This window comes from Microbacterium foliorum (genome assembly GCF_003367705.1).
GTDB classification, from domain to species: domain Bacteria; phylum Actinomycetota; class Actinomycetes; order Actinomycetales; family Microbacteriaceae; genus Microbacterium; species Microbacterium foliorum.
Genome location: NZ_CP031425.1, coordinates 1,647,459 through 1,662,380 on the forward strand (window position 1 = coordinate 1,647,459; position 14,922 = coordinate 1,662,380).

General features: G+C 67.9%; 18 protein-coding genes. 14 read left to right on the top strand and 4 right to left on the bottom strand.

The genetic code is table 11. The features are described 5' to 3' along the window. Window position 1: 1 nt before the first annotated feature. Complete coding sequence (locus DXT68_RS07565; RefSeq protein ID WP_045255230.1) at window positions 2-754, bottom strand: MIP/aquaporin family protein; 753 nt, start codon at window positions 752-754, stop codon at window positions 2-4. 92 nt (window positions 755-846) lie between these two features. Continuing rightward, on the bottom strand, window positions 847-2,556 hold the full coding sequence (locus DXT68_RS07570; protein ID WP_045255229.1) for a glycerol-3-phosphate dehydrogenase/oxidase: 1,710 nt from the start codon (window positions 2,554-2,556) through the stop codon (window positions 847-849). Window positions 2,557-2,656: 100 nt separating this feature from the next. Between DXT68_RS07570 and DXT68_RS07575 the strand changes: the two genes are divergently transcribed. Then, complete coding sequence (locus DXT68_RS07575) at window positions 2,657-3,628, top strand: sugar-binding transcriptional regulator (RefSeq protein ID WP_045255228.1); 972 nt, start codon at window positions 2,657-2,659, stop codon at window positions 3,626-3,628. Between the two features lie 20 nt (window positions 3,629-3,648). Here DXT68_RS07575 and DXT68_RS07580 read toward each other — a convergent pair whose 3' ends face one another. After that, window positions 3,649-4,800 carry a glutamate--cysteine ligase gene (locus DXT68_RS07580; protein WP_045255643.1) on the bottom strand — a complete coding sequence of 384 codons (1,152 nt, stop codon included), beginning with the start codon at window positions 4,798-4,800 and terminating at the stop codon, window positions 3,649-3,651. Window positions 4,801-5,008: 208 nt separating this feature from the next. Between DXT68_RS07580 and rpsP the strand changes: the two genes are divergently transcribed. From rpsP to DXT68_RS07605, 5 genes are read left to right on the top strand one after another with little or no spacing between them, the layout of a single operon-like run. Beyond that, window positions 5,009-5,440, top strand: coding sequence for a 30S ribosomal protein S16 (gene rpsP, locus DXT68_RS07585; RefSeq protein WP_045255227.1), 432 nt, complete (start codon window positions 5,009-5,011; stop codon window positions 5,438-5,440). Between the two features lie 6 nt (window positions 5,441-5,446). Then, window positions 5,447-5,677 carry an RNA-binding protein gene (locus tag DXT68_RS07590; protein WP_045255226.1) on the top strand — a complete coding sequence of 77 codons (231 nt, stop codon included), beginning with the start codon at window positions 5,447-5,449 and terminating at the stop codon, window positions 5,675-5,677. Beyond that, a complete protein-coding gene (rimM, locus tag DXT68_RS07595; protein WP_045255642.1) occupies window positions 5,661-6,272 on the top strand; it encodes a ribosome maturation factor RimM in 612 nt (203 codons plus the stop codon). Before DXT68_RS07590 ends, rimM begins: the two co-directional genes overlap by 17 nt. A gap of 19 nt (window positions 6,273-6,291) precedes the next feature. Next, a complete protein-coding gene (gene trmD, locus DXT68_RS07600) occupies window positions 6,292-7,002 on the top strand; it encodes a tRNA (guanosine(37)-N1)-methyltransferase TrmD (protein ID WP_045255225.1) in 711 nt (236 codons plus the stop codon). A 34-nt stretch (window positions 7,003-7,036) separates the two neighbouring features. Next, window positions 7,037-7,774, top strand: a complete 738-nt coding sequence (locus DXT68_RS07605; protein WP_045255224.1) for a class I SAM-dependent methyltransferase — start codon at window positions 7,037-7,039, stop codon at window positions 7,772-7,774. A gap of 16 nt (window positions 7,775-7,790) precedes the next feature. Here the strand turns inward: DXT68_RS07605 and map are convergent, their stop codons facing one another. Continuing rightward, window positions 7,791-8,573 carry a type I methionyl aminopeptidase gene (gene map, locus DXT68_RS07610; RefSeq protein ID WP_045255223.1) on the bottom strand — a complete coding sequence of 261 codons (783 nt, stop codon included), beginning with the start codon at window positions 8,571-8,573 and terminating at the stop codon, window positions 7,791-7,793. Window positions 8,574-8,714: 141 nt separating this feature from the next. Between map and DXT68_RS07615 the strand changes: the two genes are divergently transcribed. From DXT68_RS07615 to dprA, 8 genes are all read left to right on the top strand, one after another. Then, a complete protein-coding gene (locus DXT68_RS07615; protein ID WP_045255222.1) occupies window positions 8,715-9,203 on the top strand; it encodes a hypothetical protein in 489 nt (162 codons plus the stop codon). Window positions 9,204-9,402: 199 nt separating this feature from the next. Further along, complete coding sequence (gene rplS, locus DXT68_RS07620; RefSeq protein ID WP_045255641.1) at window positions 9,403-9,750, top strand: 50S ribosomal protein L19; 348 nt, start codon at window positions 9,403-9,405, stop codon at window positions 9,748-9,750. A 117-nt stretch (window positions 9,751-9,867) separates the two neighbouring features. Further along, entirely contained in the window at window positions 9,868-10,602 is a 735-nt protein-coding gene (gene lepB, locus DXT68_RS07625; RefSeq protein ID WP_045255221.1) for a signal peptidase I, read from the top strand. Beyond that, window positions 10,599-11,258: a ribonuclease HII gene (gene rnhB, locus DXT68_RS07630; protein WP_045255220.1), complete on the top strand. Its 660-nt coding sequence runs from the start codon at window positions 10,599-10,601 to the stop codon at window positions 11,256-11,258. Before lepB ends, rnhB begins: the two co-directional genes overlap by 4 nt. Before the next feature lie 47 nt (window positions 11,259-11,305). Further along, entirely contained in the window at window positions 11,306-11,632 is a 327-nt protein-coding gene (locus DXT68_RS07635; RefSeq protein ID WP_045255219.1) for a DUF2469 family protein, read from the top strand. 102 nt (window positions 11,633-11,734) lie between these two features. Then, window positions 11,735-12,094 (top strand): YraN family protein, encoded by a 360-nt coding sequence (locus DXT68_RS07640; RefSeq protein WP_045255218.1) that lies wholly within the window; start codon window positions 11,735-11,737, stop codon window positions 12,092-12,094. Beyond that, window positions 12,091-13,620, top strand: a complete 1,530-nt coding sequence (locus tag DXT68_RS07645) for a YifB family Mg chelatase-like AAA ATPase (RefSeq protein ID WP_045255217.1) — start codon at window positions 12,091-12,093, stop codon at window positions 13,618-13,620. Before DXT68_RS07640 ends, DXT68_RS07645 begins: the two co-directional genes overlap by 4 nt. Next, window positions 13,617-14,801, top strand: a complete 1,185-nt coding sequence (dprA, locus tag DXT68_RS07650; RefSeq protein ID WP_052677830.1) for a DNA-processing protein DprA — start codon at window positions 13,617-13,619, stop codon at window positions 14,799-14,801. The genes DXT68_RS07645 and dprA overlap by 4 nt, the downstream gene beginning before the upstream one ends. Window positions 14,802-14,922 lie beyond the last annotated feature (121 nt).

Here is a 14,922-nt window from a genome sequence, read left to right on the forward strand (position 1 = left end):
ATCAGGCGAGGTTCAGCAGGACCGGGGCGGCGAGAGCGGCGAGAGCTCCACCGATCAGCGGGCCCACGACCGGAACCCACGAGTAGGACCAGTCGCTCGAGCCCTTGCCCTTGATCGGCAGGATGGCGTGCGCGATACGAGGACCGAGGTCACGTGCGGGGTTGATCGCGTACCCGGTCGGTCCACCGAGCGATGCGCCGATGGCCACCACGACGAGGGCGACGGGCAGTGCGCTGAGCGGTCCGAGGCCTCCGGGGGTACCGATGTCTGCGACGCCGTAGTCGGCGAACGCGAAGACCGCGAAGACGAGCACGAAGGTGCCGATGATCTCTGTGACGAGATTCCATCCGTAGGACCGGATCGCCGGGCCGGTCGAGAAGACGCCGAGCTTGTTGGCCGCGTCGGGCTCCTCGTCGAAGTGCTGCTTGTAGGCGAGCCAGGTGAGGATCGCACCGACGATGGCACCGAGGAGCTCGGCGCCGGTGGCGACGGCGAACTGCGAGAAGTCGATCTTCCCGCCGATGAGCAGTCCGATGCCGACGGCGGGGTTCAGGATCGCACCGGAGTACGCGGAGGCGAGGACACCGACGAAGACCGCGAGGCCCCATCCCCAGTTGACCATCAGGAAGCCGCCGCCGAAGCCCTTGTTCTTCGCCAGGGCGACGTTCGCGACCACACCACAACCCAGGAGGATCAGCATCGCTGTGCCGACGAACTCCGACAGGAAGTAGAGACCGAGATTCACATCAGTCATGTCTTCATTGACCTTTCTTGAGTACCGGGGCCCCATAGCCCCGGTACTTGTTGGGAGTTACACCGCGTGGAGGGCGGCGTTCGGATCTCTCGTCACCCGCGCGCGCGAGACGAGATCTGGAGTCCATGTCGTTCGTTCAGGAGCAGTCGCGTCTGCTCGAGTTCGGCGTCGTGCCGTGCACGGTCCCAGTCGAGCAGAGAAGCGAGCGCGTCTGCAAGCTCCTCGAGCACATCCGCGTCGGCGTTGCCGGTGAAGGCGATGCTGGTGCGGCGCAGAATGACGTCCTGCAGTCGCGCGACCATCTCGTTCTCGACCATCCAGGCGAGCTCGCGGGTGGACAGGTCGCCGCCGGCGAGGGGCGCGTCCTCGCCCTGCTCGATGTGGGCCCAGACCTGGGCCGCTCGCGTGCCGTACCGGGCGAGCAGACGCTCGGCACGGTCTCCGGCACCGGGGAGGTTCTCCTGGATCCAGATCCGACGTGCCTTCTCCGTGCGAGGGAAGTCCCGGCCGCCACCGATCGCACGGCCCACCGTCGACACGGTGCGCGTGCGTCCGAGGAGTCCGAGGACCACGTCCGACAGGGACTCGCCGAGCGCGCGGAACGTCGTCCACTTTCCTCCGACCAGGCTGACGAGCGGGGCGGCGCCCTTCTCGTCGACCTCGATGCGGTAGTCGCGGGACACGAACCCGGGTGCCGTGTCCTCGTGACGAGGAAGCGGGCGGATGCCGGAGAAGTTGAAGACGATCTGCTCGCGCGTCACATCGATCTCGGGGAACACGTGGTGGATGAGGTCGAAGAAGTAGTCGATCTCCTCTTCGGTGCACACCGGGACCTCGCGCGGGTCCGCGTCGATGTCGGTGGTCCCGACGAGCACGCGGCCCTTGAGCGGGTAGATGAGCACGATGCGGCCGTCGGAGTGCTCGAAGAAGATCTCCCGACCGCGGGTCGCCTCGAGCAGCTCGGGGTGATCCAGCACGATGTGCGACCCCTTGGTGCCGCCCATGAAGCGGGTGTCGGTGCCGAGCGCGTCGTTGGTGAGGTCGGTCCACGGACCCGACGCGTTGACCACGACGTCGGCGGTGATCGGGAACTCGGTGCCGCTCTCGCGGTCGCGAAGCACGATGTTCGCGCCGTCGCGCGAGATCGCCTCGACGTAGTTCAATGCGCGCGCTCCCGGGTGCGCGGCGAGTCCGTCCTGGAGGACGTCCAGGGCCAGGCGCTCGGGATCGTGCATCGAGGCGTCGTAGTAGGTCGCGGTGTACTTGATGTTCGGGTCGATCGCGGGGAGTTCGGCGAGCGACTTCTTGCGTCCGAGGAACCGGTGACGCGGCACGGTGCCGCCGTCTCGCGAGAACGTGTCGTAGATCGTGAGACCGATCTTGATGAGGAACGCACCGCGCTCCTGGGGCTTCCCGCTCTTGTGGGTCAGGAAGCGCAACGGCGCCGAGAGGATGCCCGAGAACGTGGAGTAGATCGGGATCGTGGTCTGCAGCGGCTTGACGTAGTGCGGAGCGATCTTGAGCAGACCGTTGCGCTCCTCGACCGATTCGCGAACGAGTCGGAACTCGCCGTTCTCGAGGTAGCGGATGCCGCCGTGGATCATGTGGCTCGATGCGGCGGACGCACCCGAGGCGAAGTCACCGCGCTCGACGAGCACGACGTCGACGCCCTGAAGGGCGAGATCTCGGAATGTGGAGATGCCGTTGATGCCGGCTCCGATGACAAGGACGGTCGTGCGTCCGGATTCACGGACCGCGCGGACTTCGGCGCGTTCCGGTGATGAGTGTGTCGACTCGATCATCTTCGACCCTTCTCTCTGCTTGCCCCCAGCTTCGACCCATGCGACCGTTGCGCGCAAGCCTGATGCACATATGTGCAAGTATCGAGGGGAGGAGGTCGTCATGAGCCAACCCGACGCGGGATTCCGCGATGCGAAGCTGGTCGCCGCGCTCACCGCCGCGCAGCTCTATTACATGCAGGACAAGACGATGGAGGTCATCGCCAAGGAGTTGAAGACGTCGCGCTCCTCGGTGTCGAGACTGCTGAGCTTCGCACGGGAGAGCGGACTCGTCGACATCCGCATCAATTCCCCGCTGGAACGGCTCGGGATGCTGGAGCAGCACATCAAGGACCGCTATCACGTGGTCGCGCACGTCGTGCCGATCCCGGAGATCGTCAGCGAGGTCGAGCGGCTCGACCGGGTCGCCCTGACGGCGGGACGCCTGCTCTCGCAGTTCGTGGACTCCAACATGATCGTCGGTGTGGCCTGGGGATCCACGATCAGCGCGGTCAGTCGGGGCCTCACCCAGAAGGAGACCCACAACACCACGTTCGTGCAGCTGAACGGCGCGGGCAACACGCAGACCAGCGGCGTGGAGTACTCCAGCGACATCCTGCAGAGATTCGGCAGCGCCTTCGGAGCGCAGGTGCAGCAGTTCCCGGTGCCGGCGTTCTTCGACGACCCGTCGACCCGGGAGGCCATGTGGCGCGAACGCAGCACACGACGCGTTCTCGATCTGCAGTCCAAGATGGACATCGCCGTGTTCAGCCTCGGTTCACCTGCGGCCGAAGTGCCGAGCCGGGTGTACGTCGGCGGCTACCTCAGCCGGGACGACTACCGCAGTCTGCGCGAGGACCACGCGATCGGCGACGTCGCCACCGTGTTCTTCCGTGCCGACGGGTCGTGGCGGGACATCCGTGTCAATGCGCGGGCGACGGGCCCCGGCCTCGACAGGCTCCGTCGCGTGCCACGACGGGTCTGCGTGGTCTCGGGTGTGCCCAAGCTCGTCAGCCTGCGTGCGGCGATCGCGGCCGAGCTCGTCACCGACGTCGTCCTCGACGAGGGGCTCGCGCGCCGGCTCCTCGACGACTGAGGACTCCCGAGGATCGGGTGCTACGGCTCCTGCGTCGACGCCTCGGGGCCGGTGCGGAATTCTCTGATCAGGTGCTGCACCACCGCACGGAGATCCCCGCCAGTCGCGTTCGCGATGGTCAGCTGGCGTTCGTAGCTGGCGCCGTCGTTCAGGATCGTGCCGATGCTGCCGAACTCCCGGACGCAGCCCAGCTCGACTGCCACCGGGGCCAGTTCCTCGAGGATCTCATCGAGATGCTCCCGCACCGGTCGCTGCGTGCCGTCGGCATCCAGGATGACGCGCGCGTCGAGTCCGTAGCGTGCCGCCCGCCATTTGTTCTCGCGGTGGAACCACGCCGGCATCTGCGCAAGGGTGCGACCCTCGTCGAGCTGACGCGAGAGATGCTCCACGAGAACCTGCACGAGAGCCGCGACCGCTGCCAGCTCGGGCAGTGAGGAGAGGCCGTCGCACGCGCGCACCTCGATCGTGCCCCACCGCGGCGCCGGACGGATGTCCCACCGGACCTCTGTGGCATCGGCCATCACTCCGGTGCGCACCATGTCGTCGAGGTACGACTCGTAGTCCGACCAGTCCTGCAGCGGCCAGGGCAGACCTGCCGTCGGGAGCTGTTGGAAGACGAGCGCGCGGTTCGAGGCGTAGCCCGTGCGTTCGCCGGCCCAGAACGGGCTGGAGGCCGACAGCGCCTGAAGATGCGGCAGGTACGCGGCGAGGGCGTTGATGATCGGGATGACCTTGCGCTGATCCTCCACGCCGATGTGCACGTGGATGCCCCAGATCATCATGTTGCGGCCCCACCACTGGGTCCGCTCTATCAGCGTGTGATACCGCGTCTTGTCGGTGACGCCCTGGTCGAACCACTGGGCGAACGGGTGGCTCCCCGCGGAGAGCAGTTCGATCCCGGCGGGATCCGTCGCGGATCGGACCGCGGCGATCGCGTTGGCGATGTCGTCGACCGCATGGGCTACGGAATCGCCGATCCCGCTGGTCACCTCGATCGTGTTGGTGAGAAGCTCGCCGGTCACCGTGTGGCGCTCGTCGGCGCTCTCCGCCTCGAGGGCCGAGAGGAGCTCCGGTGCGCGCCCGACGAGATCGCCGCTCACCGGATCGGCGAGCATGATCTCCCACTCCAGGCCGACGGTGGACCGCGCCGATGGCGCGAATTCGAGCTTCACGACCACAGTCTGACACGCGTCGTCGGCGACACGACACCCGCCGTGTCGCCGCGTTTCGCTCCTGCGCCGGGAATCTGGCAGAATAGAAGGTCGGACGACGTGCTCGACCCTCTATCCAGCGCTCGTCCTCCTATTTGAGCTTCCGCCGGGTGTGCACCCCACGCTCCAGGCGATCGGTTCGTCACCTTCCACACAATTCAGGAGAATCGTGGCTGTCAAGATTCGTCTCAAGCGCCTGGGCAAGATCCGCGCGCCTTACTACCGCATCGTCGTCGCCGACTCGAAGACCAAGCGCGATGGTCGCGTCATCGAGGAGATCGGCAAGTACCACCCCACCGAGGAGCCCTCGTTCATCGAGATCGACTCCGAGCGTGCACAGTACTGGCTCTCCGTCGGCGCGCAGCCGACCGAGCAGGTCGCCGCTCTGCTCAAGATCACGGGCGACTGGGGCAAGTTCAAGGGCGACAAGGACGCCAAGTCCACGCTGAAGGTCAAGGAGCCCAAGGTTCCGTTCGAGATCGACGCGTCCAAGAAGTCCGTCGTCAAGCCCAAGGCCGAGAAGAAGGAGGCTCCCGCTGCGGAGGCTCCCGCCAAGGCCGACGCGGAGGCCGCTGAGGCTCCCGCCGCCGACGCAGAGTAATCCGTCGTGCTCGCCGCCGCGCTCGAACACATCGTCAAGGGGATCGTCGATCACCCTGAGGATGTCCGTATCAACGCCTCCACATCGCCGCGAGGCGACATCCTCGAGGTGCGTGTGCACCCCGATGACCGTGGGCGCGTGATCGGGCGCGGCGGCCGCACCGCGAAGGCACTGCGTACGCTCATCTCGGCATTGGCCGATGGGCGTCGCGTCCGCGTCGATGTCGCGGACGACTGACGTGGTTGCGAAGGATCGCAACCAGGGCAAGAACCAGCTGCGCGTCGGGCGTCTCGTCAAGGCCCACGGCCTCAAGGGCGCACTCAAGCTGGAGTTGTACACCGACAACCCGGAGCGACGCTTCACGCCGGGTGCGGAGTTCACGTTGCAGGTGCCCGAGGCATCTCCGTGGCACGGCAAGACCGTCACCGTCCGCGAGTACCGCGTGATGAACGGCAATCCTGTCGTCTTCCTGAACGACGTCGACGACCGCGAGGGTGCCGAGACGCTCGTCCGGGCCATCCTCTGGATCGACCAGGACGTCGACGAGGTCGAGGACGACGCCTGGTTCGACCACGAGCTCGTCGGGCTCGACGTGGTCCGTGACGACGTGGTGATCGGCAAGGTCGCTCGCGTCGAGCACTTCCCGGCACAGGATCTGCTGATCGTCCGTGCCGGCGAGGCCGAGGTCCTCGTCCCGTTCGTCAAGGCGATCGTCCCCACCGTCGATGTCGCGGCAGGGCGGGTCATCGTCACGCCCCCTCCCGGGCTCTTCGAAGAGCTTCCCGACACCGCGGATGCGGGGGAGCCCGAGGGCTCCGACGCATCCGAGTGACCGCGGGTACGGTTCCTCCGTGCGCATCGACGTCCTCTCGATCTTCCCGTCGTACTTCGACGGTCTGACTCTCTCGCTGCTGGGCCGGGCGCAGAGCGCCGGCATCATCGACCTGCGCGTGCGCGACCTGCGGGACTGGACCTCGGACCGCCATCGCACCGTCGACGACACCCCGTACGGCGGTGGTGCGGGCATGGTGATGAAGCCCGAGCCGTGGGGACTGGCGATCGACGAGCTGACGGCGTCCTCGGAATCCGTCGGGACGTCCGTGCCGACGATCATCTTCCCCTCACCCGCGGGCGAGGTGTTCACGCAGGCGACCGCCCGCGATCTGAGCACCCGTGATCACCTCATCTTCGGCTGCGGCCGCTACGAGGGCATCGACGAACGGGTGTTCGAGTACGCCGCGTCCCGGGGCGAGGTGCGCCTGGTCAGCCTCGGCGACTACGTGCTCAACGGGGGCGAGGTCGCCACCATGGCGATGATCGAGGCCATCGGTCGGCTCATCCCCGGCGTCGTGGGCAACCCCGAGAGCCTGGTGGAGGAGTCCCACGAGGACGGCCTGCTCGAGTACCCGTCTTACACGAAGCCCGCGATCTGGCGGGACCGGAGCGTTCCCGACGTCCTGCTCAGCGGCAACCACGGCGTGATCGCCTCCTGGCGTAGAGATCAGCAGATCGAGCGGACCCGTCGGCGACGGCCCGACCTGCTGCCCGACGACCCGTCCTAGAGAGGCCGTTTCCTCGCGCTGATAGCGTCGCACCATGGCTGATGAGGTTCTGGCGAAGTCGTTCGAGTCGATCGGGACGGAGTACGACCGCTATCGTCCCGGGTTTCCCCCTGCGGCGGTCGACGTGCTCTGTCCGAGACCCGTCCGCGCCGCCCTCGATCTCGGTGCCGGCACCGGCAAGTTCACCGAGGTGCTCGTGGACAGGGCGCAAAGCGTCGTCGCGGTCGAGCCCTCCGAGGCGATGATCTCGGTGCTGCGTTCCAAGCTCCCTGACGTCGAGGCGATGCTCGGCAGCGCCGAGCAGATCCCGGTGGAGTCGGGATCGATCGATCTCGTCACCGTCGCGCAGGCCTTCCACTGGTTCGACCGCGACCCGGCCTGCGCCGAGATCTCCAGGGTGCTGGTCAGCGGGGGAGCACTCGGGCTCATCTGGAACCGCTCGGATCCGGAGTGCGCCTGGGACAGAGCGGCGCACCGGATCGCGCACCCCGCCGTGGCCGCGTCGGATGACACGACCAGCAGCGCCGGCGAGGAGCTTCCGGGATTCGAGCTCGTCCGGCGTGAGGAGATCCGATGGGTGGACAGGATCAGCCGCGACGCGTATGTGAAGCGCTGGTCGACGGTCAGCACGTTCCTGGTGGCGGACTCCGCGACCAGGGCGGAGATGTCGGCGCAGATCGAGGCCGTGCTGGACGGCGATCCGCAGACGCGCGGACGCGCCGAGTTCGACCTCCCGGTCGTCACCGACGTCTATCTCTACCGGAGCCTCTGAAAGAGGCGGGCCCGTCTCAGTCGACGCCGAGGAAGGAACGGTCGGTGAGGACGATCGGTCCATCGGCTGTCACTGCGACCGTGTGCTCGGAGTGCGCTCCGCGTGAGCCGTCGACGCTGCGCAGCGTCCAGCCGTCGGGATCGGTGACGAGTTCGTCCGTCGTCTCGAGCAGCCAGGGCTCGAGTGCGAACACGAGACCCTCTCGAAGCGGGAATCCGCGGCCGGCGCGGCCGTCGTTCGGCACGTGCGGATCGCCGTGCATGATGCGCCCGACGCCGTGGCCGCCGAAATCCGTGTTGATGGAGTAGCCCTCGCCGTGCGAGATCCCGGCGATGGCGGCCGAGATGTCGCCGATCCGGTTGCCCACGACGGCGGCGGCGATGGCGGCGTCGAGCGCTCGCTCCGTCGTCTCGATGATCCGCAGATCCTCGTCTCTCGGGGTGCCGACGACGAAGGACACGGCCGAATCCGCGACCCATCCGTCGACGGAGACGGCGAAGTCGAGGGAGACCAGATCGCCGTCGCGCAGCACGTAGTCGTGGGGGAGCCCGTGCAGCACGGCGTCGTTGATGGAGGTGCAGATCACCTTGCCGAAGGGGCTCGCTCCGAAGGACGGGTGGTAGTCGATGTAGCAGGACTCCGCTCCCGCCTTCCGGATCAGATCGTGCGCACGACGGTCGATCGACAGCAGATTGGTGCCGACCTTCGTCTCCTCACGCAGGGTGGCCAGCGTCTCGGCCACGAAGCGGCCCGCGGCGCGCATCTCGTCGATCTCGGCAGGGGTGCGCAGTTCGATCATCGGGGGGTGTCCTCTCGTCTCCTCCATTCTCTCTGATCCATGCGGTTCCGGCATTCGTCGAGACGGGCCCGCGCGAGCATCCCGCCCTGCTCTCAGCGAACACCGAGTGCGGACCGCCTCACGGGTCGTAGCATCGAAGACATGAGGTTGCGTCAGGCGTTCTTCCGGTGGCTGATCCCCGCGGCCTTCCTGCTGCCACTGTGGCTCTTCATCGGCTGGGGCGTGTTCCAGGGCGGATGGGCGATCCTCTGGGTGTTGTTCATCGCGGTGCCCTCGGTCTTCGTCGGACAGCTCTTCCTCACCCTCCTCACGCGATCGCGTCCCTCGGTGCGCGCCGAGCGCGCGGTGTCCTGGTGGGACGTCGCGGGCTTCACCGTCTGGCACGGACTGACCATCGCCGTCGGGTGCTTCATCGACGGGGCATTCGGCTGGCTGCTCGCCGCGGCCGTCGTGGTCGGCATCGGCCTGGTCTGGCTGCAGCTCTGGCAGCTGTGGAGCGAAGCGAAGGGCAACGGGGCGCGCTTCCGAGAGACGATCGCCTGGTCGACCGTGCCCGGTGTCGACGAACCGGCGCCGGCGACCCGCGCGCACGAGGTCATCGTGGTCCGTGAGAGCGACGACCGGGCCTGAGCCCGGCCTCGGCAGGATTCGGCGACGCCTCAGCGACGTTTTGGTCGCGCGAGGCATCCGTGGCAGAATGAATGTTTGTGCCGTGACCGGCTCTGCCCCAGGGGAGCCCGCGGACGCTTAGGCGCCGTTCAGCACACATCGTTCTTATTCCTTCCTACATCATGCATCCGACCTGAGGCGAGTGCAGAGAGAGACGATCATGCAGATCCTCGACGCCGTCGACGCAGCATCGCTGCGTACCGACGTTCCCGTTTTCAACCCCGGTGACACGATCAACGTGCACGTGAACATCACCGAGGGCACCCGCTCGCGTATCCAGGTCTTCAAGGGCGTCGTCATCGGCCGCCAGGGAGATGGCGTTCGCGAGACCTTCACCGTCCGCAAGATCAGCTTCCAGGTGGGCGTCGAGCGCACCTTCCCGGTGCACTCCCCGGTGATCGACCACATCGAGGTCGTCACCCGCGGTGACGTGCGTCGCGCGAAGCTGTACTACCTCCGCCAGCTGCGGGGCAAGAAGGCCAAGATCAAGGAGAAGCGCTTCAACTGACGCGCAGGTTCTCCACAGCACCCCGGGACACGATGTCCCGGGGTGCTGTGTTCTCCCCGGGGTGTGCGACCCTTGATACTGCCGTCTCCGAGCGGTGCGAGACAGTGAAGGAACCTGATGACGAACGACTCCGCGAGCGCATCCACGCCGTCCACCGGACGACGCCGCGGGTTCCTCGTCTTCCTGCGCGACGTACTGGTGATCGTGGTCATCGCCGCGCTCGTGTCCTTCGTCGTGAAGACGTTCGTCGTGCGATCGTTCTACATCCCCTCGGCCTCGATGGAGCGCACGCTCATCGTCGATGACCGCATCCTCGTCGACGAGCTCACCCCGCGCTGGGCGCCCTATGAGCGAGGCGACGTCGTGGTGTTCAAGGACCCGGGCGGATGGCTCGACGGCCAGCCGCAGACGCCCGCGCAGCCTCCGCTGATGGAGGCCGTCGACTGGGTGCTCACCCTCGTCGGCATCTCGGCCACCGACTCCCAGGACCACCTCGTCAAGCGCGTCATCGGTCTTCCCGGCGACCATGTCGTATGCTGCAACGCTCTCGGTCAGATCACGATCAACGGTGCGCCGATCGATGAGCTCAGCTATCTCAATCTGCCTGACGGCGACACCGCCGCCTCCAACGAGCCGTTCGACGTCGTCGTCCCGGAGGGCTCCCTCTGGCTCCTCGGAGACAATCGCGACCGGTCGCGGGATGCCCGTGCGCATCAGGACCTGCCGTCAGGCGGATTCGTGCCGATAGACAACGTGGTCGGCAAGGCGTTCCTCACCACGTGGCCGTTCGACCGCCTCGGCCCGATCGACGGACACCACGACATCTTCAACGGCGTTCCGGACCCGGAATGAGCGCGGTGGCTCCCACGCTGGCTCTCGAGCGTCGCCTGCTGCGCGAGTGCGAGATCGTGATCTCCCTCGACGAGGTCGGTCGAGGTGCACTCGCGGGCCCGGTCGCGGTGGGGGCGGCGGTGATGGACGCCGCAGGTGCGCGTCGCCGAGTTCCGGAGGGCCTGCGGGATTCCAAGCTCGTGACCGAGAAGCGACGACCCGATGTCGCCGCGAGGGCGACCGCCTGGGTGCAGGCATCGAGCGTGGGATGGGCCAGCGCCGCGGAGGTGGACCAGGTCGGCATCATGCGGGCACTGGGACTCGCCGCCTCCCGGGCCGTGCAGAGCGTGCTCGACCAGGGTGTCGCCGCCGACGGCGCGCTGGTGCTGCTCGACGGCAACCACGACTATCTCTCGGCCGTGCATCCCACGCCGCTGACTGTGCGACCTGTGATCAAGGCGGACCGCGACTGCGCCTCGGTGTCGGCGGCGTCGGTGATCGCGAAAGTGGCGCGCGACACGTATATGGCGGAGCTCCACGACGGGCATCCCGCCTATCAGTGGAATCGCAACAAGGGCTACGCGAGCCTGGAGCACCGGGATGCGATCCGGGTGCTCGGGCTGTCTCCGCACCACCGTGCATCCTGGGCCATCGCGGATGCGCCGACCCTGTTCTGAGCTGCGGTGCGTCATGGTCGCGCCGCCGACTCTAGGATGGAGTGATCATGGATGAGGAAGCCTTCGACGACTACGACCGCGAGCTCGAGCTGGCGCTGTTCCGCGAGTACCGCGATGTTGTCGCGCAGTTCCAGTACGTCGTGGAGACCGAGCGACGCTTCTACCTGGCCAACGAGGTCAACGTGGTGCGTCGTGACACCGAGAACGACTTCTACTTCGAGATCTCGATGAGTGATGTCTGGGTATGGGACATCTACCGGGCCGACCGCTTCGTGAAGGCGGTCCGCGTGCTCACCTTCAAAGACGTCAACGTCGAGGAGCTGCAGCGTCGCGAGTTCGAGATCCCTCAGGAGCTGTCGCTCGACGGAGAGTGATCTCTCCTCCCCGACGCAGCTCGACGACGGGTTATCCTCAGCGGTCGGCGGATCGACTGATCGGGCGCATGGCCGGAGGCGTGCGCACGCGACGCTGTCCTCATGGCAGCGAAAGACGAACTCGGCAGAGACGGTGAACAGCGAGCGGTCCGTCATCTGACGGAAGCCGGCTACGAGGTGGTCGACCGCAACTGGCGGTGTCCACAGGGAGAGATCGACATCGTCGCGGTGCACGGCGATGTCCTCGCGATCGTCGAGGTGAAGACACGGCGGACAGTCGGCTTCGGGCATCCGCTCGAAGCGATCGATGCCCGCAAGGCGCGCAGGCTGTGGCAACTGGCGCACGCTTGGGCTGCTGCGCATCCCGAGACGTCACGGGGCCGCACGATACGTGTCGAGGCGATCGGCATCGTCGGCGATCCTGCTGACGGAACGGTCGAGCACCTCGAGGATGTGTCATGACGACGGCCCGCACGTGGGCTGTCGCTCTCACCGGAGTGGACGGACATCTCGTCGAGGTCGAGGCCGACCTCTCGAATCAGACCCCCGACTTCAAGATCATCGGCCTGCCCGACAAGTCGTTGGCCGAGGCCGTCCAGCGCGTGCACAACGCGTGCAAGAACTCCGCTCTGGATCTGCCGCGGCGGCGTCTGACCGTGAACCTGTCCCCGGCGAGCCTGCCGAAGCAGGGGTCGGGATTCGACCTGAGCATCGCAGTGTCCGCGCTGGCTGCGGGCGGAGCGATCTCGACGCGCGCGATCGCAGGAACCGTGCACCTCGGTGAACTCGGGCTCGACGGTCGGCTGCGCCCCGTGCCCGGTGTGCTGCCCGCGGTCTTCGCGGCCGCGCGCGCCGGGTTCGACACGGTGATCGTGCCCCGCGGCAACGAGGCCGAGGCTCGTCTCGTCCCCGGGGTGGAGGTGCGCTCCGCCAGCACTCTGTCGGAGGTCGCCGTCTGGCATGGGGCCGACATCGAGGTTCAGGACGCGGACCCCGTGCCCTCGTCCGCTCCCGCGATCGAGGAGATGCCAGATCTCGACCTCGCCGACGTGGTGGGACAGGAAGATGCGGTGAACGCTCTGGTCGCTGCCGCGGCCGGAGGACATCATCTGCTCCTCAGCGGGCCGCCCGGAGCAGGAAAGACGATGATGGCCCGCAGGCTCCCGGGCATCCTGCCTGCGCTTTCCGAGGACGAGTCGTTGGAGGTCGCCTCGATCCGTTCTCTCTCCGGTGAATCCGTGCGGAGCCTCACCGTCATGCCTCCTCTCGAGGCGCCGCACCACAGCGCCTCCGTGGCAGCCCTGGTCGGCGGAGGGTCGAAAGTGGTGAGACCTGGGGCGATCTCGCGAGCGCACAGAGGCGTGCTCTTCCTCGACGAGGCCGCGGAGTTCTCGAGGGTCGCGCTCGACGCGCTGAGGCAGCCGCTCGAGACCGGGTCGATCGAAGTCAGTCGGTCCGGCATGACTGCGCTGTTCCCCGCCCGGTTCCAACTGGTCATGGCGCTGAATCCGTGTCCTTGCGGCAATTACGGCGTGCGAGGTGCCGAGTGTCTCTGTCCCTCGCTCGCGATCCGCCGCTATGCGACGAGACTGTCGGGTCCGCTTCGGGATCGCATCGACATCGAACTGCGCGTCGCGCGTGTGTCCGCGAGCCGCGCGATGACCGGCGATCAGGCGGCGCTGACCAGCGAGGTCGCCAGAAGTCGGGTTCTGCGGGCTCGGGAGTGTGCAGCAGAGCGATGGCGCGGGACACCGTGGCGACGCAACGGCGATGTGCCGGGCGCCCGGCTTCGACAGCCCGACCTCAGGATCCCGGCGGCCGCACGGGCTCCGCTCGACCGCGCGTTGGAGCGTGGCACGCTCACGCTGCGCGGCTACGACCGCGTGCTGAGGCTGGCATGGACGATGGCCGACCTCGAGGGTGTGGCCCGACCGGGGCCGGACGAGGTCGGACGCGCACTGTATCTGAAGCGGGGGTTCGCATCATGATCGACGAACTGCGCAGCGACGGGGAACTCGTCTCGGCGATGGCGGCGGTCCGCAGCGCGGCGGGCGATCTCGAGGCGCTGGCCAGGGTCGCGTGGTCCGTCGTCGCAGAACCGGGTGACGGTGTCGCGGGCGCGCTGGTTCAGGCATTGGGCGCGTCGGAGGCCCTCAGAGTCGCTCTCGATGACGGTGTCGGTCCGGTCCCCGGGCGGGGCAGGGCGGAGCTGGCCGAGGGGCGGGCACGATGGCGGGTGCGTGCAGAGGTCCGAGCGGTCGCCGCCGCTGTCCGCGCCGCGGGCGATGTGCAGGCGCGACTGCTGATACCCGGCGATCCCGAGTGGCCGCACGCGGTCGACGATCTCGGTGCGCATGCGCCGATGGTGCTCTGGGTGCGCGGCGATGCATCGCTGCTCTCCGCCGCGCCACGCGTGGCGATCGTCGGAGCACGCGCCGCGAGCGGATACGGGGAGATGCTGGCGGGCGACTTCGCCGGGGAGCTCGCCGCCTCGGGCGCGGTCATCGTCTCCGGGGGAGCGTACGGGATCGACGGTGCCGCGCATCGTGCCGCCCTCGGCGTAGAGGGCCGCACGATCGCGTTCCTCGCCGGTGGAGTCGATCGCGCCTATCCGCAGGGGCATCGTCAGCTGCTCCAGCGCATCGTCGCGACCGGTGCCGTGGTGAGCGAGGTCCCCTGCGGCACGGCACCGACGAAGTGGCGCTTCCTCGCGCGCAATCGCCTGATCGCCGCGCTGGCCGACGCGACCGTCGTCGTCGAGGCGGGGTGGCGCAGCGGCTCGCTCAACACTGCCGGGCATGCGGCGGCACTGGGGCGTCCGCTGGGTGCCGTGCCGGGACCGGTGACCTCCGCGGCATCGGCGGGGTGCCACCGGCTGCTCCGTGAATACGATGCGAGATGCGTGACCACCTCCGAGGAGATCCGGGAGCTGTGGGGCATCTCGGGGTACGTGGAGGGTTCCGCGCAGGAGGGCCCGGGTGTCGACCCCGAGCGACGGCGTCTGCGGGATGCGCTGGGAGTGCGCACGCCGTCGACGGTCACCGAGTTGGCCCGCCGGTCGGGTCTGGCGCCCACGCGCGTGAGCGCGCTGCTCGGGCTCCTCGAACTGGAGGGCGACGCCCGTCGCGCCGACGGCGGCTGGTTGAGTGGGCACAGTGATCGACGATGAGCCGTAGGCCGCCCGCCGGGCCCACCGGTGGGCCCGGCGGGCGGGGGAGCTCCGACGGGCGGGGAAGCGCCAGTGGCGGGAAGCTCCGGCCGGGGAAGCTCCGGCCGGGGATGGCCGGCGG